Origin of the sequence: Amycolatopsis silviterrae (assembly GCF_042684085.1) — a bacterium.
Lineage (GTDB): Bacteria > Actinomycetota > Actinomycetes > Mycobacteriales > Pseudonocardiaceae > Amycolatopsis > Amycolatopsis silviterrae.
In genome coordinates this window covers 40,284-62,432 of record NZ_JBHUKS010000026.1, presented here as the reverse complement: position 1 = coordinate 62,432, position 22,149 = coordinate 40,284, and the positions used below count along the sequence as shown (strand labels likewise).

Genomic DNA, 22,149 nt, shown 5'->3' with positions numbered 1-22,149 from the left:
CTCACTTCTTCCGGATGACGAGTTCGCCGTACTGGCCGACGACCAGATGCTGGCCGGTGCCGACGTGGGTGGTGGACAGTCCTTCGTGGACGATCGCCGGACCGTCGAACTCGTCGCCCGCCCGGAGCGCGGTGCGTTCGTACACCGGCGCTTCCTGGCCCTCGGCCCCTTCGCCCAGGTACCGCAGGGTCGTGGTGCGAACCGGAGTGAGCGGCTCGTCCTCCGCGCGCGCGGGCAGCTGTGGGTACTCGACCTTCGGCGTGTCCAGCACCGCGCGGACCCGGAACGTGACGCCCTCGACCGGGACCATCTCGAAGCGGTTGCCCGACCGCTCCTGGTAGGTGTCGTGGAACGACGCGATCATCGCGGCGACGGCCGGCTCGTCGATCGTTCCGTCCGGGACGGGCACGAACGGCGTGTCCCAGCTCTGCCCGACCAGATGCCCGTCGTAACTGCGCTCGAAAGTCACCGCGGCGTCGGCGCTCAGCCGCTCGCGCAACTGCGCCTCCATCTCGGCGAACAGCGTGTCGATCCGCTCCGCGACGTCCGGCGTGAGCACGGTGTAGGCGCTGCGGTTCACGGTGAACACCTGGTCGGCCGAGAGCAGGCCAAGCGCGGAGAACAAGCCCGGGTTCGGCGGCACGACGACCTGCTTGCAGTGCACCGCGTCCATCGCCGCGGGCAGCAGCATCGGTCCGGCCGCGCCGTACGCGATCAGGCTGTAGTCGCGCGGGTCGACGCCGTTCTTGATCGCCACGTTGAACACGCCCTCGGCGATGTTGTGCACCGCCATCTCGTACGCGTACCGGACGCGCTGGGCGAGCGTGAAGTCCGATTCGAGGTTCTCGAACGCCTGGCGGGCCAGTTCCGGGTCCAGCGCCAGCTCGCCGCCGGCGAACGTGCCCGGGTCGATGATCCCGATCAGCAGGCAAGTGTCCGTTGTGGTCGGCTGCGTGCCGCCGCGGCCGTAGCAGGCCGGGCCGGGCGTCGAACCGGCGCTGCCGGGGCCGACCTGGATCTCGCCGGTGGCGCCGATCGTCACCAGGCTTCCGCCACCGGCACCGATCGCGCTGACGTCGTTCGCCAGTGCGTTGACGACGAGGTCGTGCTCCAGTTCGAAGGTCGTGTCCACGAACGGTTCGCCGCCGGTGACGACGCTGATGTCGCACGACGTGCCGCCGACGTCCGCGCACAGCAGCTGCGACTCCCCGATCAGCGAACCGAAGTGGGCGCTGGCGACCGTGCCCGCGGCGGGGCCGGAGAACACGATGCGGAACGGCTGCTCCATCGCCCGATGCGACGGCACGAGCGTCGCGGCGCAGTCGGCGAAGTTCAGCTGCCCGGTGAAGCCGAGTTCGGCCAGGCCCTTCTCCAGCCGCGCGGTGTAGTCGGCGTAGATCAGTTTCATCAGCGCGTCGACCATCGTCGTCGAGGCCCGTGCGTATTCCTTGGCCAGCGGGGAGACCTCGCTGGACAGCGAGCACGGCACGTCGCCGAGGACCTCGCGGACCAGTTCGCGCAGCCGGAGCTCGTGAGCCGGGTTCACGTAAGCGTTGATCAGGCAGATCGCCACGCCGGCCACGCCGCACTTGCGCAGGACTTCGAGCTCGGCCCGCGCCTGGGCTTCGTCCAATGCGAACAGGACATCACCGGAAGCGGTGAGCCGTTCCCGGATCCCCCTGCGCAGATACCTCGGCACCAGCGGCCGTGCGGCGTCGCCGAAGCTTCGCCGCCAGCCCGGGTCCAGAATGGCCTCCGCGGGCCGCCAGACCCGGCCCATGTCGAGGATGTCGCGATGCCCCTCGGTGGCGAGAAACCCGATCTTCGGCACAGTGCGGGTGATCACCGCGTTCAGCCCGTGGGTGCTGGCGTGGTTGAACACCGGTGCGCCCGCGACGCCGAGCAGCGCGGCGCCCTCGAGCACCGGACGGGTCACGTCGGTGTAGTCGGTGGAGACCTTCGCGGTGCGGATCTCCCCGTCCCGCAAGGCGACCACGTCGGTGAAGGTGCCGCCCACGTCGACTGCGATCATCATTGATCCTTTCGCTACAGGAGATCGGAGAGCAGCTGGACCGGTCCGAGCCGCGGACCGGGGTCCCGGCTGACCGAAAACAGGCACGACCGGCATTTCACGACGTCGAACCAGCCGCCCTCGGAATTGACCGGGTAGCGGAACAGCTCGGCGGCGCCGCAGCGCGGGCAGGTTCCCTCGACTGGTTCCCGCTCGAGGGACGGCGGGTTCGGTTCCTGGCTCATTTCGGCGCAACTCCACTGTTGGCTCGATTCGGCCGGCGCTGGTGCGCCACCTCACACCGAACGGTAGGCCGGACGAGACCGGGGCAACAGCCGCGCACCGCACGGCCGAGTCCGCAAAACGAAGCACGCCTCGCCCGAAGGTCGATCCGTTGGGGACGGACTGGCCCGCGGATTCCCCGGCAGGAACATGGTTACGGGCGGTGCGGCAGCCTCCTCGGCCGTCGCACCGCCCGTCGCTCTCGTTCAGGCCGCCTCGCCGATGCCGCCCAGGACTGCCGCGCCGACCGGGGTGAGGCGTGCGCGAACGCGCTTCCCGAGACCCGCCGGTCCGGTTTGGACGATCAAGCCCCGGTGGGCCAGCGTGTGCGCGGTGTACTGGTCGCAGCACGCCACGCCGTCGACAAACATGTCCGGCTCGCTGCTGCAGGTGATCTCGGCCCGCCCGGCGGCCACGACGCGGAGGAGGGCCCGTTCCCGGCAGCTCAGCTCGGAATCGGTTCGAGGCGCCATCGCGCACCTCCTCTTCGTCGAAATAATATTTTATATTATCCTTCGACTGCGGCTGAAGTCAAGGCCCGGCGGCCCAGCAGCGCGAGCGGGACCAGGCTGATCAGGCAGGCCGCGAGGATGTAGACCGACACGGACACCGTCGTGTGCGTCGCGGCGATCAGCGCCGCCATCACGAACGGGGCCAGTCCCCCGCCGATGATATTCGCCAACTGGTACCCCATCGACGCACCGGAGAACCGCACGGACGGAGGGAACATCTCGGCGAACATCGTGACGCCGGGGCCGAACATCGCGCCGACCGAGATCTGCCCGACCACGATCGCCAGCAGGATCGCCCAGAAGTTGCGGGTGTCGGCCAGCGGGAAGAGCGCGAAGCCCCAGATTCCCGCGAGCACCACGCCGCCGGCGTACACCGGGCGCCTCCCGACGGTGTCCGACAGCCGCCCGCACAGCACCGTGCTCACCCCGGTCGCGATCATCGAGAACATCACCGCGGTGAGCATGGTGCCCTTGGCGATCTTCAGCTCCCGCACGCCGTAGTCCAGCAGGCCGGTCACGGTCGCGTAGAACATGATCGTCGCGGGCAGGAAGATGAACACGACCAGCAGCAGATTCTTCGGCCGGCGCAGCACCTGCACGACCGACGAGCGCTTCGGCGCCGCGGCGAGTTTCTCCTCCACCGCGCGGAAATCCGGAGAGTCTTCGAGGTAGCGGTGGATGTAGAACACGACCGGGATCATCACGATCCCGAGGAGGAACGGAATCCGCCAGCCCCACGCGGCGAACTGGTCCGCGGTGAGCGCACCGGACAGCACGACGAAGACCAGGGTGCCGAGCACCATCCCGGCGAAGATGCCGAGTTGCGGCAGCGAGCCGTGCAGCCCCCGGCGGTTCGGCGGAGCGTGCTCGACCGCGAGCAGGGTCGACCCGCCCCACACCCCGCCGACCGCGATCCCTTGCGCGACGCGCAGGATCACCAGCAGCACCGGGGCCAGCGCGCCGATCGAGGAGAACGTGGGCAGCAGCCCGACCAACGTGGTCGCCACCGCCATGGACAGCGTCGACGCCACGAGCGCGGGTTTGCGCCCGAACCGGTCGCCGATGTGCCCGAAGACAGCAGCGCCCACCGGGCGGCCCGCGAACCCGACCGCGAAGGTCGCGAACGCGGCCAGCACCCCGGCCACCGCGCTCGTCGACGGGAAGAACGCGTGGTTGAAGACCAGCGAGGCCGCGGTTCCGTAGATCAAGAAGTCGTAGTACTCCAGAGACTGCGCCGCGATGGCGGCCGTCAGCACTTTCCCGCGGCGTTTCGTCGCCGCCTCAGCCGGTGCGATACGTCCTTGTACGCTCATGTCGTCCTCATCCCGGAGCCGGTGTTCACCCGACAGTGGTCGACGGGCAGTGAAATATAAAATATTCAATCCTTGATCACAAGGAACCGGATCCTGGTTCGGCGGCGGAGTAAAAGCGGCGCCCGTGGGCCGCTGACGGTCGGGTCTCGGGCTCGGCCAGAGCGCGGCGACCGAACGAGGGAGAGCCCGGGTGTGCGGCCGCATGTCCAGCGGGCGGCCCGAAACGGCGCACCGTCCACCCGGTCCAGCTCCGCACAGGACTCGAACCGCTCCGCTGGCGACGCGAAACCAGCGGTTCCGGCGGTCACGCGACCGCCGATCATCGCAGTGACCGGCCCGGGCTGTCTCCTCCGGACTCCGCGACTCGTCGCTACGCCCGGAAAATCGTCTTGTACTCCAGGTACGCGTCCACGCTCCGCGGCCCGAGTTCCCGGCCGATCCCGCTGTTCTTCACCCCGCCGAACGGCGTCTCGATCGGCAGGGTCGAGGTGTTCACCCCGACGCTCCCGGTCACGATCCGGCGAGCCACCTCCGTCGCGCGCTCGCGATCCGGGGAAAACACTCCGCCGCCGAGGCCGTACTCCGAGTCGTTCGCGATGGCGACCGCTTCGTCCACTGTCCGATACGGCATCACGGTGAGTACCGGACCGAAGATCTCCTCGCGGGCGATGCGCATGTCGTTCGTGACACCGCAGAAGATCGTCGGCGCGACGTAGTAGCCGCGTTCGAACGGACGGCCGCCGCCGATCACCAGCTCGGCGCCCTCCGCCTTGCCGAGTTCGATGTAGGACTCCACTCGTTCCCGCTGCGTCGCGTTCACCAGCGGGCCGAAGAACACTGTCGGGTCGAGCGGATCTCCCTGCGGGATCGCGGTCATCGTGGCCGCGAGCAGGTCCACGACCTCGTCGTAGCGCGACGCCGGAGCCAGCACCCGGGTCAATGCCCGGCAGGTCTGCCCGGTGTTCGGCGAGCAGGCGGAAAGCACCAGCGGCCGGAACGCGTCGAGGTCGACGTCGTCGAGCAGGATGCCCGCGGACTTGCCGCCCAGCTCCAGCGTGACGTGCTTCAGCTGCTTCGCGCACTCGGCGGCGATCGCTTTGCCCGCCACGGTCGAACCGGTGAAGGCCACCTTGCGCACGCCAGGGTGCGCGACCAGGGCCGCGCCAGTCTCGCGCCCGCCGGTCACGATGTTCACCACGCCTTCGGGGATTCCCGCGGCGGCGACGATTTCCGCGAAGACGAACGCGTCCAGCGACGTCTCCGGAGCTGGCTTGATCACCGCGGTGCAACCGGCCGCCAGTGCGGGGCCGAGCTTCCACGCGATCAGCGGCTGCGGGCCGTTCCACGGAGTGATGGCCGCGACCACGCCGACCGGTTCACGCAACACGATCGCGTCGCCGCTCGCAGTCTCGACGTGTTCCTCCACCGAGAGCTTCTCCGCCAGCGAAGCGAAGTACCGATAGCAGACCGGCACCTGGCTCTGCATCGCGCGGGCAATGCTGATCGGAGTGCCGTTCTGCCGCGTGACCAGCTCCGAGATCTCGTCCGACCGCTTCTCGAACTCGTCCGCGAGCACCCGCAGGTAACCGGCACGGGTGGCGGGCGACAGCGCCGACCACGGGCCGAGCGCCCCGGCCGCCGCGGACACCGCCGCGTCGACAGCCGCCGCGTCGCTGTCCACAATGGATCCGATGATCTCTTCGGTGGCCGGATTCGTCACCGCGATCATGCCGCCACCCCCGGCTTCAGCTGGTTCAGCAGCTCAGCGACGTCCTCGATGTTCTGCAGGTCGAACACCGCTTGGACGATCGCGTCCGGGTCCGGCACGACGCCTTCGACGTTGTGCCGGAATTTGGCGGCCAGCTCGTCGTCGGTCAGATAGGTGGCCGGATCGGGTGACGGGCTGCCCTTCGGATAAGCCCGCTCGCCGCGGTACGTCGTGCCGCGTGCCTGAACCTCGACGCGCGACCGGCGAGCAGCCGGATTGCTCTTCAACGCCTCGGTGTAGTCGGGGTGCGCCTGGAACGACGCCTTCTTGGTCAGGTCGAGCACCGACGGATCCAGCACGGCCTCGGGCGTCTGCCAGTCCCTGCCGGGCGGGATCCGGTGCGCGGCGAGGGCGAGACCATGGGTCATGCTGAACTGCGCGTCGCGCGGATTGCGGATGGTTTCGTTCTGCCACACCGGCTGCAGCACGAAGCTCTCACCCCAGGCGGTGATCGCGTCGATCTCGCCCGGCCGGATGTCGTGCGTTTCGACGATCTCGGTCAGCGCGTCGAACAGTGCGTGCATGACCCGGCAATGCGGGTACGGCTTGAAGGACTGGAACGGCGTGAACGTCCATTCCGTGCCCAGTCCGGCAGTGATCGGCGCCGGTTCCCAGCGGGAGGTGCCGATGAAGCGCGGGAAGCCGTATTCGCGGTCGTCGAGCATCTGCCGGTCGCCGGTGTGACCGCGTTCGGCGAGGTTGGCTGCGGTGACCGCGGACAGCGCAAGCCCGCCGGCGAGCTGGTATTTGATCGTGGTCGACGGCGCGTGCATCATCCACGCGCGCTGGGTGTTCGTCGGAGCCGTCGAGCCCATGATGCCGAGCGCGTCCGCGAGGGTCTCCCGCTCCAGCCCTTTCGCGACACCCACTGCGGCGGCGGCACCGAAGAGCGTGCTGCTGTAGCCGATGACGTCCGGGATGGTGACGACGCCGTCCTTGATGTCGCGCAGATAGTCGGTCGCCTTCCCGATCCGGTACGACATTTCGTGGGCCACCGCGATCGCTTCGAGCAGCTTCGTGCCGGACGTCCGCAACGACTCGGCCGTGGCCAGCGCACCGGGCAGCACGTACGGCGTGACGTGTCCGGGCGGCAGGACCGCATCCTGGTCGAGTGCGTTGATCAGTTCGGCGTTGGCGAACGCGGCGGCAGGGATCGAAGTTTTTGTGCCGGTGCCGAGGATCGACGCGGTCCCCTCGGTGCCACCGAGGTACCGCGCGTAGTCGACGCCCCGCTGCGCGCCTTCGTCGCCGAGGGACGCCACCGCGCAGCCCAGCGAGTCGAGCAGGATCCGCTGGGATTCGCGGATCACCTCGTCGGGGAATTCCCGGGCGTCCGCGCCCGCGGCGAATCCCGCGAGCTTCTCGATGATCGTCGCCATGCCTGCTCCTCGTTGATGTCAGCTCGGCCGCCGCGCACGGTGCGCATGAAATATATAATATCTATCACGTCCCCGGGGTCAGCCGGCCGCTCAGCTGTCCGAATACTTGGACACTTCAGCTGTCGAAAGCCACCGTCGAAGCGTCCACCGCCGCGCCGCCGCCGTCGGCGACCAGCACGTGCCCGGTGACCATCGAGGCCTCGCCCGAAGCCAGGAACGCGCAGCAGGCCGCGATTTCCTCCGGCTCCGCGACCCGGCGCAGCGGGACGTGTGCCGCGCTCAGGAAGTAAGCCTCTTCCAGGCTGATGCCTTCGCGTTCGGCGAGGTGGGCCATGCTGCCCGCGGCGAGCGCGGTCCGGACGAACCCCGGGCAGACGGCGTTGACGCGCACGCCTTTCGGCCCGTAATCGCGGGCCAGCCAGCGGGTGAGGCCGATGATCGCCGCTTTCGCCGCGGTGTAGCCCGCCGCTCCCGGCGGACCGGCGATCAATCCTGCGGTCGAGGCGAACAGCACCAGGGAGCCTTCGCTGGCCGCCAGGTGCGGGAGGACTTCCCCGGCCAGGTAGAAGGATCCGTGCAGATTGACGTCGAGCGCGCGGTGGTACGAGTCGACGTGTTTGGGGTGCGCTCCCCCGCCGATCGCCGCGCCCTGGGTCGCGATCACCGTGTCCAGGCCGCCCAATTCCTCGACCGCTCGCGCGACCAAGGCCCGGACGGCTTCGCGGTCGGTGCCGTCTGCCGGGACAGCGATCGCGCCGGTGTCGCTCGCGACCTTCGCCAGCCGGTCCTCGTCGATATCGGTGACGACCAGCTTGGTACCGCCTTCGGCGAGCCGCCGAGCGGTGGCGGAGCCGACGCCGCCCGCAGCTCCAGCGATCAGCGCGAGTTCCGGCTTGGCGCGCCGTGGTGGATAGCTCATGTGCGACTCCCGATCAGTTCGCGGCCGGGAAGAACGGGCTGACCGGTTTCAGGAACATCGCCGCGAACGGCGGGATCATGAAGTCCGGTAGCACCATCTCTCCGGAGATCAACTGCCGCTTCACCTCGGTGCGGAAGCCTTCGAGGTCTCCGGAGATCTCATAGATCGCGAGATGACCGAGATCCGGGGTTTCGACGCCGGGCAGCGGCTTCAGGTCCGACATCTCGAACCGCTGGGCGCGCAGCATTCCCGGCGCGGACATGATCTGCAGGATGTGCTCCTCGTCGTACCACTTCCCGAACGTCGCGTCGTCGCCGCTGTGGCGGCTCCACGCGAAGAACAGATGCCGGTCGTCCAGGTTCTCCGCCGCCGCGAACCCGTCAGCGAGGAACGGTTCGCTCACCGCGTCGAGGAACAACGCCTGGAACGGCCGGTTCATGAAGTCCGGCAGCACCATTTCCCCGGAGATCAGCTTCCGCTTGACCTCCTCGCGGAACGGCTGCGCCGAGCCCTCCATCTCGTAGATCGCGAGGTGCCCGAAATCGAGCGCGCGCACGCCCGGCAGCGGTTTGGTGTCCGCGAGCAGGAACCGTTGCGCCCCCGCCATTCCCGGCACGTCCATCACCTGCGGAATGTGCTCGTCGTCGTACCACTTCGCGTAGGTCCCGTAGTCCGTGCTGTACGTGCTCCACGCGAAGAACAGACTCCGGCTGTCGAAGGTCGGCGCCGCCATGTGTTCTCTCCCTTGTGTCACGCGGAATTCAGACCCGGCGCTGCAGGCCGGTCCACAATTTCTCGCGCAGGATCTGTTTCTGGATCTTCCCGGTGCCGGTCTTCGGCAGGTCCTCGACGAAGACCACCTTCTTCGGCACCTTGTAGCCGCCGAGCCGGGCCCGGCAATGCGCGAGCACCCCGTCCGCGGACACGGCGTTCCCGGGTTCGGCCGAGACGAACGCGGTGATCGCCTCGCCCCACCGCTCGTCCGGCGCGCCGACGACGGCGACTTCCCGGATCCCGGGCAACTCGGAGACGACGTTCTCGATCTCGCGCGGGTACACGTTGAACCCGCCGGTGATGATCATGTCCTTGCGCCGGTCGAGGATGAACAAGTACCCGTGCTCGTCGAGGCAGCCGACGTCGCCGGTGTGCACCCAGCCGTCCACAAAGGTCTCCGCCGTCGACTCTGGCTTCCGCCAGTACCCGGCGCTCACGTGCGCGCCGCGGGTCCGGATCTCGCCGGTCGTCCCGGGCGGGACGGGGCGGCGGTCCGCGTCCACGATCTCGACCTCGACGTGCGCGGTCGCCCGGCCCGCAGAGGCCAGCCGGGGCAGACCGCGCTCGTTGAGCGTTTCGACGTGGTCCTCCGGACGAAGCGTCGCGATCGGCAACTGCGCTTCGCTCGCGCCGTACAGCTGCTGCATCGCCTCGCCGAAGTACGCGCGCGCTTTGGCAGCCCGGCCCGGCTGGATCGCCGAACCTGCGTACGGCAGGATCCGGACGTTGCCGACGCGACCAGCCGGAGCGCCGCGCCGGGCCAACTCCTCCAGCAGCATGGTGATCATCGTCGGGACCAGCGGCAGCACAGTCACTTCACCGCCTGCCGCTGCGTCCGCGACCTCCGCCGCGTCGAACTTCGGCGCGTAAACGTTCAGCCCGCCGCTCGCGGTGAGCACGTCCGCGATCCCGCCGCTGAAGTGGCTGATCGGCGCGGTGTGCAGGGCCGCGTCGCCGAGACCGAGCGGCGGCAGGACCTCGCGGGCGTTGCGCACGAGCGCACCGACCGTCCGGTGCGGCACCCGCACGCCCTTGGGCTGTCCGGTCGAGCCGGACGTGTAGAGCAGCCAGGCATCGTCCTCGGCATCGGGCACCGGCAACTCGTCGTCCGAGCCGGAGGCGACGAACTCCTCGAACGGAATGCCCTCGGCTCCTTCGCCGAGCACGATGACTTCCTTGACCTGCGGCGGAATCCACGCTGTGCCGTTCTCGGCGAGCCACTCGCCGTCGACGAGCACGAACGCCGGCTCCGCGTCCGCGGCGATCTGGGCCAGTTCGGCAGGGTGCAGCCGGGGCAGCAGCCCCACGCGGACTCCGCCGCCGAGGACGAGCCCGTGGTACGCCTCGGCCCATTCGCAGCTGTTCGGCCCGAGCAGCACCGCGCGGGTGCCGCGTTCCGCGCCGAGCGCCCGGAACGCCTGGGCGATCCGCCGGGCGCGGCTGCCGAGTTCGCCGTAGGTCAGCTCGCGCCGGGAGTCCCGGATCGCGGGCCGGTCGGCGAACTCGGCGTACGCCTGGGTGTACAGCCGGGCCAGTGGGGTCGGGGACATGTGTGTCACCCCAGCCGCGAGGGCGCCCAGTCGCGCGTCGGCGAGCGCCACGCGGGCCAGTGGTCCTCGGGCTCCGGCCGGGTCACCGACAGATGCGTGAAGCAATCCTGGCACTTCACGACCATGCGCGGGCCGAGATAGTTGGCCACCGGGTACCGCTTGACGTCCGTGCTCCCGCACGACGGGCAGGTGGCGTCCACCGGCGTCCGCTCGACGGACACGCGCGGGGTTTCCGGACGGGGGAAGAGAAGTCGGTCGACAGACATGAGTGCTCCTATCCCAGGATCCAGTTGACGGGCGTGGCGACCGGCACCGACCAGGTGCCCGCGTCGCGCCGGGCGGCGAGATCGGCGCGGCGCCCGGCGGTCGCGGTCTCGTCGATCCGGCCGTCGCGCAGCACGGCACCGAACGCCTCGGCGGCGAATTCCTCGCTGTACAGCCCGTCGGCGAGGTCGCGGCCGAGCCGGTCGAGGTCCCGGGCGAGCGGATCGCCCCAGCCGCCGCCTCCGCCGATCAGGAAGCGGATCGCGTCGCCCGCTTTCAGCACCAGCCCGGAGAACTTGCCGGTCTGGTACCGCGCGCCCCGGCAGAACCCGCCGTTGTTCGGGTCCGGGCGGCCGTCGTCGTCGAACATGCCGAACAACGGTTCGGCACCGCGAAGGTCGAGCGGATCCGCGTGCTGTGCCAGGTCGAAGTTCTCGATGTACCAGCCGAACGCGGGCGCACCCGGACCAGCCCCGGCAGCACCAGGCGCACCGACGCGCACCCGGTCGCAGGTGATCGTGACCATCGTGTCCGACTGCGCGGTGAGCGTGTACACCGAGCCGAGCCCGCCGCGGTACTCGCCCGCTCCGGCGGTGTCGAGCACCATCTCGTGCTGCGCCACGATCAACGGGCTTTCGATCTCGACGTGCTCCTGCACCGAGGTCCGGCAGTTGCCGATCGGCGTGACGCAGAAGGAAATCCCGTCTTCCTTCCACGTTCCGCCCCACCCGCCGCCGGCGAGGGCGAACGCGCCCCACGGCATGCCCTCGTGCCCGGCGCGAGTGTCGATCCCGCCAAGGCTGACCACCAGCGCGGTACCGGTGTCGCACGCGATCGCGCGGTCGCCGACGGCTTGGCTCAGCGCGCTGGCGACGGCGTTGATGCCGCGGGCTCCGATGTCGGCATGGTTCGAGCAGCTCGACGGCGGCAGCACGCACACCACGCTGCCCTGCGGCAGAAGTGTCTCGACAGGACGGAGGGTGCCGCTGTTGACCGGCGTGCTCGGGTCGACCATCAGCTTGACCGCTTCGATGCACCGCACCGCCTCGCACCACGCCGTGCCGCAGTTGCCGAGCGGCTGCCGGCCGGAGCCGGAGAAGTCGATCTCCATGCTGTCGCCGCGCACCTTGACCGTCACGCGCACCGGGATCGGTTCGTCGGTGACGCCGTCCTCGTCGAGGAAATCCTCCACGGTGTAGTCGCCGTCCGGGATGTCCGCGATGCCACGGCGCATGCTCGCTTCGGTGGCCTCGATCGCGTACCGCCCGGCTTCCTTCACCTTCTCCAGGCCGCCGCGCGCGACGAGCGCCTGCAACTGCCGCTCCCCCACCACCAGGCAGCCGTGCAACGCGCGCAAGTCGCCGAGGACGAGGTGCGGCACCCGGTTGTTCTCCAGGATGAAGTTGAACAGCGGCCGCACCGGGACGTCGTTGGCGTACAGCAGCGACGGCGGCAGCTTGATCTGTTCCTCGAACGACGTCTGGGTGCCGTTGGAGAACCCGCCGGGGATCGGGCCGCCGAGGTCGACCAGATGCGAGGTCGAATGCAGCATGAACTCGACCCGGCCGTCCACGAAAACCGGCCGCAGCAAGTTCACGTCGGACTGGTGGATGGTGCCGCGCCACGGGTCGTTGACGAAGATGACGTCGCCGGGCTGCAGCGAGTCCAGGTCGAACTCGTCCATCACGAAGTTCACGATGTGCGGCGAGGTGAAAGCGTGCTGCATGCAGCCTTCCCACTGCGCCACGGTCTCCCATCCGTCGCCGCTGCGGACGTGGATGGCAGTGGTGCAGTCGAGAATGTCGCGGCACACCGGGGAGAACGCGCTGCGCATCAGCGCCTCGTTCATCTCGCGGGCGACCTCGATCAGGCCGTAGCGCAGGATGTCGAGTTCGAACTCGGCCGTGCCGGCGGCGGGTTCCGCGGAAATCGTCATGGCTGCGCTCCTAGTCCTGGTTTTCGATGATCAGGAGACGGTCGGCGTCCACGCGGGCGCGGCGGCCCGGGAGCACGACCGTGGTGGCGAACTTCTCCGAGACGATCGCCGGTCCGTTGACAACCTCGCCCGCGGCGAGCCGTTCGCGGACATGCACCGGGACGCTCGTGGTCTCCCCGGACCCGGGCACGCGCAAGTCCCGTTCGCCGAGCAGGGATTCGCCTTGCTCGGCCGCGGTGGACGGCACCTTGTTCGGCCTCGGGATCACCGCGGTCACTTCCAGCGTCGAGACGACGACGGGGATCTCGGCCGCGGAGAAACCGTAGGAATCCTGGTAGAACGCGTGGAAGTCGGCGACCACGCCGGGCACGCGGTCTTCCGTCAGCGGGCCGGGAGCGAGCGGAAGCCGGTTGTCCCAGGTCTGCCCGCGGTACATGGCGAAGATCGCGCGGTCGAACGCCAGCCCGTCCAGTTCCACGCCCTGCGCGGCCAGTTCCTCGGTGAGGCTCTGTTCCATGGCGGCGAATTCCGCTTCGACCGTCTCGGCGTTATCGACGGTGAGCGGGACCATCAGCGACTGCGCCCGAGTGATCCGCAGGTCGCTCTGCAACAGCCCGAGTGCGGAGAACTGGCCCGGCGTCGACGGTACGACAACCGTGTGCAGCCCGAGGATCCGCGCGACCCGGTCGGCGAGCATCGGGCCAGCCGAACCGAACGGCAGCAACGCGAACTCCCGGACGTCCAGCCCGCGGTAGACCGAGATGGTGCGGATCTTCGCCGCGATGTCCTCGCACGCGATCTGGTAGGCAGCCTCGGCCAGCTCCAGCGCGGAAAGCCCCCACTGCTCGCCGGTCCGGGCCAGCGCGGCGCGCGCGGCCTCGACGTCCAGCGAGATCCGGCCGTTCGCGAACAGATCGGGTTGCAGCACCCCGAGCAGCAGGCAGGCGTCGGTGAGCGTTGCCTCGGTGCCGCCTCGTCCGTAACACGCTGGGCCGGGGTTGGAGCCCGCCGATTTCGGGCCGACCGCGACCTGTCCGAGCGCGTTCGGGCCGATGATGCTGCCCGCGCCCGAGCCGACGCTCTCCACATCGACCAGCGGCAACGTCAGCGTCAGACCGGTCTCGAGGGTCCACAGATCGGTGAGCGGAGTCTGCGCGTCGACGATCGCCGCGACGTCGGTGCTCGTGCCGCCGACGTCCATGGTCAGCAGGTTGCGCTTGCCCGATTCGCGCGCCAGCTGAAGACTGCCGGTCACACCGCCGACCGGCCCGGACACGAGCTGGAAGACCGGGGCTTTGCCCGCGTCCTGCACAGTCGCGACGCCGCCGTTGGTCGTCATGATCCAGAGCGTGCCGCCGAACCGCCGCTCCTCCAGCGCGACGGTGAGCCGCCGCAGATACCCGACCACGGCCGGGCCGACGTACGCGTCCAGCGCGACGGTCGTGGTCCGTTCGTGCTCCTTCGTGACCGGATACAGGTCCGAGGTCTGCACATAGGCGTGCGGAATTTCCTCGGCGAGAATTTCCGCAGCGCGCCGTTCGTGGCCGCGTTCCCGGTAGGAATTCATGAAACACACGGCGACCGCCTCGACACCCTGTGCGGCGAAATCGCGACCGGCGGCGCGGACGGCGTCCTCGTCCAGAGCCAGCAACTCGGTGCCGTCGTAGCCGATCCGCTCCGGGATGCCGATCCGGTCGCGCCGGTGCACGATCGGCCGCTCCTGGTGCGGGCGCAGCCAGGTCGGGTCGTAGAACCGGTCGCCGAACTCGCGGTGCATCCGGCCGATGTCGAGCAGGTCCCGGTGCCCGCGCGTGGCCAGCAGCGCGGTCTTCGCGCCCGCGCGGCTCAGCAGCGCGTTGATGCCGACGGTGTGCCCGTGCACGATCTCCGCGACCTCGGCCGGTTCGACGCCGATCGCGGCGAGCGCCTCGAGGACGCCGTGTTCCTGCTCCTTTGTGGACAGCACCTTGCCGTCCCGGATTTCCCCGGTGGCGCGGTCAAGCCCGATGATGTCGGTGAAGGTCCCGCCGACGTCGATGCCGACCAGCCAGCCTGCCGAGCCTCGTTGCTCAGTCACCTCATGCCTCCACGGGTCGTGGTGTGTGAGGTGATTCTGTGGCCGGTGCGACTGCGGTCACATCGGACAAGGGTGCGAGACGGACTCGTACCTTAGGACAGTCCCCCGCCGCGCAGCCAGAGCGCGATCGCCTCCGTGCGGCTGGCGACGCCGAGCTTGCGCAGAATCTGCGTGACGTGGGATTTCGCGGTGCGTTCGGTGATCGCCAGCTCGCGCGCGATGTGCCGGTTGGACCGGCCTGCCGCGAGCAGCTCCATCACCTCGTTTTCCCTTGCGGTCAACGGGATCTGCGGACTCGGCGCGGAGGGGGCGACCGGTGCGGGGAGAGCCGCCGGACGCGTCATCAACCCGTCGGCGGTGTCGCGCAGGAACGCCAGGCCCTCCAGCATCGTGAGGCGGCCGAGGGTATGGCTCAGCGCCTCGGCCATCAGCGTGAGCAGCGCACGGTCGGTTTCGTCGACGTCGCGGCCTTGGTGGTAGCGATCGCCGTGCAGCAGCCCGACGACCTGGCCCTGCACCGTCAACGGCGCGATTCCGTACGAAGTGGACTTCGTGACGCGGATCAGGTCGCGGTCCACGCGCCGGCTGTGCTGGGTGTCGAAGATGAGCCGGGTTTCGGCCCGGTCGACCACGTCGGCCTCGATCAGCCCGCCGCGCAAGGCGGGCGGCGACGCTTTCCCGACGGCGACGATCTCGTCCGCCCACCGCGGCTCGCGCACGACGCACATCGTGTGCAGCCGCCACACGGAATCCACCACCCGGGAGACCAGGACCCGGTCGAAGCCGAGCCTGCAGCCCGCCTCCGGGACCCGGCCGAGGAATTCGTCCACGGACTGCGCGTCCCGGACCGACGCGAGCGACGCGGCCACCTGGCGCAGCAGCACATGCCGGTCGGCGAGCCGCGCTTCCGCTAGTTCGGCCTCGACCGCGCGGATCCGAGCCAGCAACTCGGCCAGCTCACGCCGCCGTGTTCCGGACACCCCCGCTTCCTCGGCAGTGTGCAGCGTTTCGGCCAGCACCGCGTTCCACAGCCGCCCGAGCACGCTGGCCGCTTCGTCGGCCCAAGGACCGTCGAGCCGCGGCACCGGCACGTCGAGCCCCAGCGCGGCCCCGACGTCCACGCACAAGTCCCGGTACCGCGCGGCCTCCGAGACCGTGTTCTCCACGTCCATCGGCCACCTCTGGTACTTCCGAGGCACGGCATCGCCGCCGTGTTATGCATAATATATGCGCCGAAGGGCGAGGGTTCAAACGCCGCCTTCCCAGCGGCCCGGCACAGTGAGCAGCGGGAAACGGCGAGGCCCTCAGCTAAGCGCCGAAGGTACCGCCGTTTCCCGCCACAACACTCTGTCTCAGTACGAGCGCGGCAGCCCGAGCACCTGCTGCGAGATGTAATTCCGCACCATCTCCTGCGAGAACGGCGCGTTGCGCAGCAACCGGACCTCGCGCCACAACCGCTCGACGTGGTACTCCTTCGCATACGCGTAGCCGCCCAGCGTCGAGAACGCCCGGTCGCACGCCTCGAAACCGCCCTCGGCGCCCAGATACTTCGCCGCGGCCGCCTCCGGCCCGCACGGCTTGCCCTCGTCGAACAGCCGCGCAGCCCGCATGACCATGCCCTCGGCGGCCTCCAGCCGGATCCACGAATCCGCCAGCGGGTGGGCGACCGCCTGGTTCTGCCCGATCGGACGGTCGAACACCACCCGGTTCTTGGCGTACTCCGATGCGATGTCCAGCGCTGCCCGCCCCAGGCCGATGCCTTCCATGCCGACCACGATGCGTTCCGGGTTCAGCCCGTCCAGCAGGTAGTAGAAGCCCTTGTCCACCTCGCCGACCAGCCGGTCCTCCGGCACGAACAGGTCGTCGATGAACAGTTCGTTCGTGTCGATCGCCGCGCGGCCCAGCTTCTCGATCTCCCGCACCGTGATCGCGTCGCGGTCCATGTCCGCCAAGAACAGCGACATGCCGTAGAGCGGCTTGTCCTCCCGACGCGGCGAGGTGCGGGCCAGCAGCAGGATCTTCTGCGCGTTCTGCGCGTTGGTGATGAAGACCTTCTTGCCGTTGACCTTCCAGCCGCCCTCGACCTTCGTCGCCTTGGTCTTGATCCGCGACGTGTCCACCCCGGCGTCCGGCTCGGTCACGCCGAACGCCATCAGCAGCTCGCCCGCTGCCAGCTTGGGCAGGTACTCCCGCTTCATCTCCTCGGAGCCGTATTTCACGACCGGGGCAGGCGGGAACACGTAGAAGTGGATCGCCGAGCCACCGGCCATCCCGGCGCCCGACGCCGAGATCTCCCCCATCATCACCGCGGCCTCTTCCAGGCCCAGGCCGATGCCGCCGTACTCCTCCGGGATCATCGCGCCCAGCCAGCCGCCCGCGGCGAACGCCTTCACGAACTCCCACGGGTACTGGTGATTGCGGTCCTTGTCCAGCCAGTAGTCGTGGTCGAACTTCCGGGCCAGCTCCCGCGTCGCTTTCCGGACGATCTCGACGTTGCTTTCCTGGTCGGTCATTGCGCGTTCTCCTCCGCGAGTACCGGGATGTCTTCCAGCGGCGTGGCCGGGTCCAGCGACGACAGGTCGCCGACCGGCGTCCCGACGAACCGCGCCCGGATGGCGCGCCGCATGATCTTGCCGTTCTTGGTCTTGGGCAGCGTCGGCACGACGTACAGCTGCGGGGCGAACGACTTCCCCGCGTTTTCGAGCGCGGTCGCCGCCAGGTCGCCGCGGTCGGCCCCCGGTGCGCGCAGCACCGCGAACGCCACCGCCCGCTGGCCGCGCAGTGCGTCCGGGGCGCCGATCACGGCCACCTCGGCGATCCGCTCGTCGCGCAGCAGCGCAGCCTCGATCTCGGCCGGACCGACACGCCGCCCGGCCAGCTTGAGCGTGTCGTCGGAGCGGCCGTGGATCCGCCATTGGCCGTGCTCGTCCACACTGGACAGGTCGCCGTGCACCCAAATGCCGTCGAACCGCGCCCAGTAGGTCTCGAGGTAGCGCTCGCGGTCGTGCCAGAACGCGTGCGTCATGCCGGGGAAAGTGTTGCGCACGGCCAGTTCGCCGATCGCGCCGACGACCGCCTGCCCAGCGTCGTCGAGCACCACTGCGTCCACTCCGGGCAGCGGACCGGTGAACGCCGCAGCTTCGCCCGGCAGGAACGGATAACCGACGATCAGCCCGCCGCCGACCTCGGTGCCGCCGCTGTAGTTGACGATCGGCACCCGGCGCTTGCCGACCTGGTCGAACAGCCACCACCAGGTCGGCTCGTCCCACGCCTCTCCGGTGGAGACGAACGACCGCAGCGTGGCCAGCGCGTGCTCCGGCTTCTCCTGCGCGGCGCGCAACGCACGGGCCGCAGTCGGCGCGATCCCTTGCACGGTAACGCCGTTGCGCTCGACGACGTCCCACATCCGGTCGGGGGCGGGATGCGTCGGCAGGCCTTCGATCATCACGATGGTCGCGCCGAGCTGCAGCGGTCCGGTCATCAGCATCGGACCGACGAGCCAGCCGAGATCGGTGATCCAGCAGACGACGTCGTCGGCGTGCACGTCGAACCCGTAGGCGAAATCGACCGCGGTCTTCACCGCGAATCCGCCGTGGGAGTGCACGATCCCCTTCGGCCGGCCGGTCGTGCCCGAGGTGTAGACGACGGTGAGCGGGTCGTTCGCCTCGGTCGACGCGGTGTCCACCGGCGCGGGCGACGGATCCAGCTCGTCGTAATAGACGTCGCGGCCAGGCCGCATCGCCACGTCGGTCCCGAGGTGGCGGACCACGACGACGGTGCGCACGGACGGCGCGTCCGCCAGCGCCGCGTCGGCGACCGGTTTCAGCGGGACTTCCTTGCCCCGCCGGGTGGTCCCGTCCGCGGTGATCAGCGCGACCGCTTCCGAATCCTGCAACCGGGTGGCGAGCGCGTCGGCCGCGTAGCCGCTGAACGTCGGGACCGCGATCGCGCCGAGCATCGCGATCGCGAGGAACGCCACGACCGCCTCGGGCACGACCGGCATGAACAACACGACCCGATCGCTTCGCACGACGCCGGCGGCGGCCAGGTTCGCGGCGAACCGGCGCACCTGCTCGTCCAGTTCGCCGAAAGTCAGCGTCCGCCGCTGCCCGGAATCGCCCTCGTAGACCACCGCGGTCTTGCCGGCGAGTTCGCCGCGGGCGTGGCGGTGCGCGCACAGTTCGGCGACGTTGATCCGGCCGCCGGGGAACCAGCGGGGAAACGGCTTTCCTTCGGATTCGTCCAGCACCCGGGTGAACGGTTCGGCGAAGGCGACGTCGAGGTCGTCGACGACGGCGCGCCAGAACCACTCCGGGTCGGCGATCGCCCGCCGGTTCACCTCCGCGACGCCCGCCGCGTCGGCGGACGCTCCCCACTTCCGCACGGCGGCGAGGTACCTGCTGCGGTCCCGCACCTCCCGCGGCGGCATCCAGGCAGGGCCTGCTGCGTCCTCGGCCATGGCCACTTCCTTTCCCGAACCGCTGCTCAGGCCTGTGCGGCTGCCTGGTCGGCGGACCGCTTGAGCATCAGACCGGCGCGCAGGGCGTCGCACACGATCTCGTCGCGCTGGTTGATCCCGAGGTGCCGGAACATCACGATGCCGGAATCGCCGCGGCTCTTGGACTCGCGCTTGCTGACGATCTCGGTGCGCACGTGGATGGTGTCGCCGTGGAACACCGGCTTGGGGAAGGTGATCTTCTCGAAACCGAGGTTGCCCAGCGTGGTGCCCTGCGTCGTCTCCGGCACCGTCACCCCGGACACGAGGCCGAGGATGAACAAGCTGTTCACCAGGCGCTGGCCGTAGATGCTGTTCTTGCTGTACTCGGCGTCGAGGTGCAGCGGAGCCAGGTTCAGCGTCATGACGCTGAACAGCGTGTTGTCGGCCTCGGTGACCGTGCGGCGGGTCGGGTGGTCGATGACCATCCCCGGTTCGAACTCCTCGAAGTACAGGCCTGCCATCCGGTGTCCTCTCCCCGCCGCGCTGGTCGCGGCGCCTGTAGTCACGGTTTGATGCGTCCCCGGGCTCCGGGCCGGCTCCTCGGCCGCACCCTGCCCTGAGTTGAATATAAAATATATACTCATCCCTCTGGCCCGTCCAGCCGCGAGGTGAATATCATATATTCTGCGTACTCCCCGACGGCGCTGGAGACGAGGAGGAGCCCATGTCCGAGGACCAGCAGCTCGCCGCGCGGCCCGGCCCGGTCACCTTCCGCACCGCGGACCTCGACACGGCCCGCGAGCAGGTGACGCGAACCTTCGCGAGCCACGAGGTGCACGTGGCCGACCGCGCGGGAATGCGGTTCCGGCTCGATCTCGCGCCGTCCCCGCATCTCACGATCGGGCGGATGGCCTACGGGGCGGACACGACGATCGTCGGCCCGCCGATGCGGTTGTGCTACCACGTGAACCTGCCCGCCACCGGCACCAGCACGGTGGAGCAGCACGGCGTCCGCCGCACCTTCGCCGCGGGCGAGGCGGGCGTCGCCTTCGTGCCGCAGTCCCCGGTGCTGGTGCAGTGGAGCGCGGACTCCTGGCAGTACCACGTCAAGCTGCCCAAGGATCTGCTCGAGGCGCACGCGGCGAAGCTGATCGGGCAGCCGATCCGCGAAGAGATCGACTTCGACCTGACCTTTTCGCTCCGTTCGCCCGCCGCGCAGGCGTTTCTCGCGACCGTGAGCTTCCTGTACGCGGAACTGAACCGGGACGGAGGCCTGGCGACGGTTCCGGCCGCGTGCCACGAGTTCGAGTCGGCGCTGATGACCCAGCTGCTGCTGACCCTGCCCAGCCGGCTCAGCGACCGGCTGCACAGCCGCCCCGCGCACACCCGGGGTTCCCGCATCCGCGAGATCGTCGACTACCTCGACCGGCACCCCGAGGAGACCGTCACCACCGCCGACCTGGCCGCGATGGCCTCGATCAGCCCGCGCGCCCTGCAAGCGGGTTTCCGCGAGGAGGTCGGAAAATCGCCGATGGCCTACCTGCGCGCCGTCCGGCTGGACCGGGTGCACCGCGAACTGCTCTCCGGCGGCCCCGACTCAGTCACCGATGTCGCGGCGCGCTGGGGCTTCTTCCATCCCGGACGATTCGCGCACCAGTACCGCGAACGGTTCGGGGTGCTGCCGTCGGCAACCGCCCGCCGGTGCGGCTGACAGGCGGCTTCCAGGGCTCAGGCCGACTGTTCGCGAGGCTCGGCGGACGCGGTCCACGCCGTCAGCAGCCGGTCCAGGTCCAGCACCCCGGCGTCGGGCGCGGACGGTTCGCGCACCGGAGTACGGCTGAAGCGCGGGGCGGGCCGCGGGTGGAGCACACCGCCAACGCGCTCGAATACGTGCCGTTCGGCGTTGTGCGGATGCTCGGCCGCTTCGTCGAAGGTGAGCACCGGCGTGACGCAAGCGTCGGTGCCCGCGTAGATCCGGGCCCATTCGTCGCGGTCCTTCCCGGCGAGCGCCGCCGCGATGAGCGTGCGCAGCCGGGGCCATCCCGCACGGTCGTCCTGGTCCGGCCAGCCGCTCGGATCGACGCCGAGCCGGGAGACGAACTCGCGGTAGAAATCCGGCTCCAGCGCGCCGACCGCGACGTACCGGCCGTCCGCGCAGCGGTAGGTGTCGTAGAACGGAGCGCCGGAGTCAAGGTAGTTCGTACCGGGTTCGTCGGAGTACCGACCGGCGGCCCGCAAGCCTTGGAGCTTGGCCGTCAGCAACGCGACGCCGTCGATCATCGCCGCGTCGAGCACCTGGCCCCGGCCCGACGTGCGGGCTTCCAGCAGCGCGCTCACGATGCCGAAGGCCGCGATGAGGCCTCCGCCGGCGTAGTCGCCAAGCAGATTGATCGGCGGCCGCGGCGCCTCCCCCGCCCGGGCCATCGCGTGCAGCGCACCGGTTTGCGCGACGTAGTTGATGTCGTGGCCGGCCTGCTGCGCGAGCGGACCCGACTGGCCGTATCCAGTGAGCCGCGCGTAGACCAGCGCGGGGTTCCCGGACAGCAGGACCTCCGGCCCGAGCCCGAGCCGCTCCGCGACACCCGGGCGGTAACCCTCGACGAACACGTCGGCCGCTTCGGCGAGCCGCCGCACCGCGCGAACGCCCTCCGGAGACTTGAGATCGGCCTCGACCGTCCCGACGCCCCGGTTGGCGAGATCGTGGCGGGCGGCCATGCCCTCGGTCTGGCCGAGCGCCCGGCCCCGCCTGCGCGCCGGTCGCGTCACACGCACGACTTCCGCGCCCAAGTCGGCCAGCAGCATGCTCGCGAACGGCGTCGGGCCCATCCCGGCGAGCACCGCCGCCCGTACTCCGGCCAGCGGTCCGGTCCGGGCCGTCTCGGTGGTCATCGGCGCTCCTCGGCAGTCGCAAGAATCACGGCAGAGA

18 protein-coding genes are annotated in these 22,149 nt (G+C 69.7%); 1 reads left to right on the top strand and 17 read right to left on the bottom strand.

Annotation, left to right across the window (positions count from 1 at the left end; all coding sequences use genetic code 11):
• Nucleotide 1 precedes the first annotated feature (1 nt).
• From ACFSVL_RS31770 to ACFSVL_RS31695, 16 genes are all read right to left on the bottom strand, one after another.
• Nucleotides 2–2,032, bottom strand: coding sequence for a hydantoinase/oxoprolinase family protein (locus tag ACFSVL_RS31770; protein ID WP_378309333.1), 2,031 nt, complete (start codon nucleotides 2,030–2,032; stop codon nucleotides 2–4).
• Nucleotides 2,033–2,046: 14 nt separating this feature from the next.
• Entirely contained in the window at nucleotides 2,047–2,256 is a 210-nt protein-coding gene (locus tag ACFSVL_RS31765; RefSeq protein ID WP_378309332.1) for a hypothetical protein, read from the bottom strand.
• Between the two features lie 243 nt (nucleotides 2,257–2,499).
• On the bottom strand, nucleotides 2,500–2,766 hold the full coding sequence (locus tag ACFSVL_RS31760) for a hypothetical protein (protein ID WP_378309330.1): 267 nt from the start codon (nucleotides 2,764–2,766) through the stop codon (nucleotides 2,500–2,502).
• A 35-nt stretch (nucleotides 2,767–2,801) separates the two neighbouring features.
• Nucleotides 2,802–4,118, bottom strand: coding sequence for an MFS transporter (locus ACFSVL_RS31755; protein WP_378309328.1), 1,317 nt, complete (start codon nucleotides 4,116–4,118; stop codon nucleotides 2,802–2,804).
• Nucleotides 4,119–4,488: 370 nt separating this feature from the next.
• The gene (locus tag ACFSVL_RS31750) at nucleotides 4,489–5,847 is read right to left on the bottom strand and encodes an aldehyde dehydrogenase (RefSeq protein WP_378309327.1); all 1,359 of its coding nucleotides are present in this window, start codon (nucleotides 5,845–5,847) and stop codon (nucleotides 4,489–4,491) included.
• Nucleotides 5,844–7,265 carry an MmgE/PrpD family protein gene (locus ACFSVL_RS31745; protein WP_378309325.1) on the bottom strand — a complete coding sequence of 474 codons (1,422 nt, stop codon included), beginning with the start codon at nucleotides 7,263–7,265 and terminating at the stop codon, nucleotides 5,844–5,846. Before ACFSVL_RS31745 ends, ACFSVL_RS31750 begins: the two co-directional genes overlap by 4 nt.
• A 115-nt stretch (nucleotides 7,266–7,380) precedes the next feature.
• Nucleotides 7,381–8,184 carry an SDR family NAD(P)-dependent oxidoreductase gene (locus ACFSVL_RS31740; protein WP_378309323.1) on the bottom strand — a complete coding sequence of 268 codons (804 nt, stop codon included), beginning with the start codon at nucleotides 8,182–8,184 and terminating at the stop codon, nucleotides 7,381–7,383.
• A 13-nt stretch (nucleotides 8,185–8,197) separates the two neighbouring features.
• Entirely contained in the window at nucleotides 8,198–8,917 is a 720-nt protein-coding gene (locus ACFSVL_RS31735) for a hypothetical protein (protein ID WP_378309322.1), read from the bottom strand.
• Nucleotides 8,918–8,945: 28 nt separating this feature from the next.
• On the bottom strand, nucleotides 8,946–10,508 hold the full coding sequence (locus tag ACFSVL_RS31730; protein ID WP_378309320.1) for a class I adenylate-forming enzyme family protein: 1,563 nt from the start codon (nucleotides 10,506–10,508) through the stop codon (nucleotides 8,946–8,948).
• 5 nt (nucleotides 10,509–10,513) lie between these two features.
• Complete coding sequence (locus ACFSVL_RS31725; RefSeq protein WP_237599758.1) at nucleotides 10,514–10,774, bottom strand: hypothetical protein; 261 nt, start codon at nucleotides 10,772–10,774, stop codon at nucleotides 10,514–10,516.
• An 8-nt stretch (nucleotides 10,775–10,782) separates the two neighbouring features.
• Nucleotides 10,783–12,708 carry a hydantoinase B/oxoprolinase family protein gene (locus tag ACFSVL_RS31720; RefSeq protein ID WP_378309317.1) on the bottom strand — a complete coding sequence of 642 codons (1,926 nt, stop codon included), beginning with the start codon at nucleotides 12,706–12,708 and terminating at the stop codon, nucleotides 10,783–10,785.
• A 10-nt stretch (nucleotides 12,709–12,718) separates the two neighbouring features.
• Nucleotides 12,719–14,785: a hydantoinase/oxoprolinase family protein gene (locus ACFSVL_RS31715; RefSeq protein WP_378309315.1), complete on the bottom strand. Its 2,067-nt coding sequence runs from the start codon at nucleotides 14,783–14,785 to the stop codon at nucleotides 12,719–12,721.
• Nucleotides 14,786–14,877: 92 nt separating this feature from the next.
• Complete coding sequence (locus ACFSVL_RS31710) at nucleotides 14,878–15,957, bottom strand: helix-turn-helix transcriptional regulator (protein ID WP_378309314.1); 1,080 nt, start codon at nucleotides 15,955–15,957, stop codon at nucleotides 14,878–14,880.
• Between the two features lie 180 nt (nucleotides 15,958–16,137).
• On the bottom strand, nucleotides 16,138–17,298 hold the full coding sequence (locus ACFSVL_RS31705) for an acyl-CoA dehydrogenase family protein (protein WP_378309312.1): 1,161 nt from the start codon (nucleotides 17,296–17,298) through the stop codon (nucleotides 16,138–16,140).
• Nucleotides 17,295–19,244 (bottom strand): AMP-binding protein, encoded by a 1,950-nt coding sequence (locus ACFSVL_RS31700; protein WP_378309310.1) that lies wholly within the window; start codon nucleotides 19,242–19,244, stop codon nucleotides 17,295–17,297. Before ACFSVL_RS31700 ends, ACFSVL_RS31705 begins: the two co-directional genes overlap by 4 nt.
• A 26-nt stretch (nucleotides 19,245–19,270) precedes the next feature.
• Entirely contained in the window at nucleotides 19,271–19,744 is a 474-nt protein-coding gene (locus ACFSVL_RS31695; RefSeq protein WP_093574833.1) for a MaoC family dehydratase, read from the bottom strand.
• 203 nt (nucleotides 19,745–19,947) lie between these two features.
• On the opposite strand from ACFSVL_RS31695, the gene ACFSVL_RS31690 reads away from it, so the two are divergent.
• Nucleotides 19,948–20,934 (top strand): AraC family transcriptional regulator, encoded by a 987-nt coding sequence (locus ACFSVL_RS31690; protein WP_378309307.1) that lies wholly within the window; start codon nucleotides 19,948–19,950, stop codon nucleotides 20,932–20,934.
• Between the two features lie 17 nt (nucleotides 20,935–20,951).
• Here ACFSVL_RS31690 and ACFSVL_RS31685 read toward each other — a convergent pair whose 3' ends face one another.
• Nucleotides 20,952–22,112 carry a CaiB/BaiF CoA transferase family protein gene (locus tag ACFSVL_RS31685; RefSeq protein ID WP_378309305.1) on the bottom strand — a complete coding sequence of 387 codons (1,161 nt, stop codon included), beginning with the start codon at nucleotides 22,110–22,112 and terminating at the stop codon, nucleotides 20,952–20,954.
• Nucleotides 22,113–22,149: the final 37 nt, after the last annotated feature.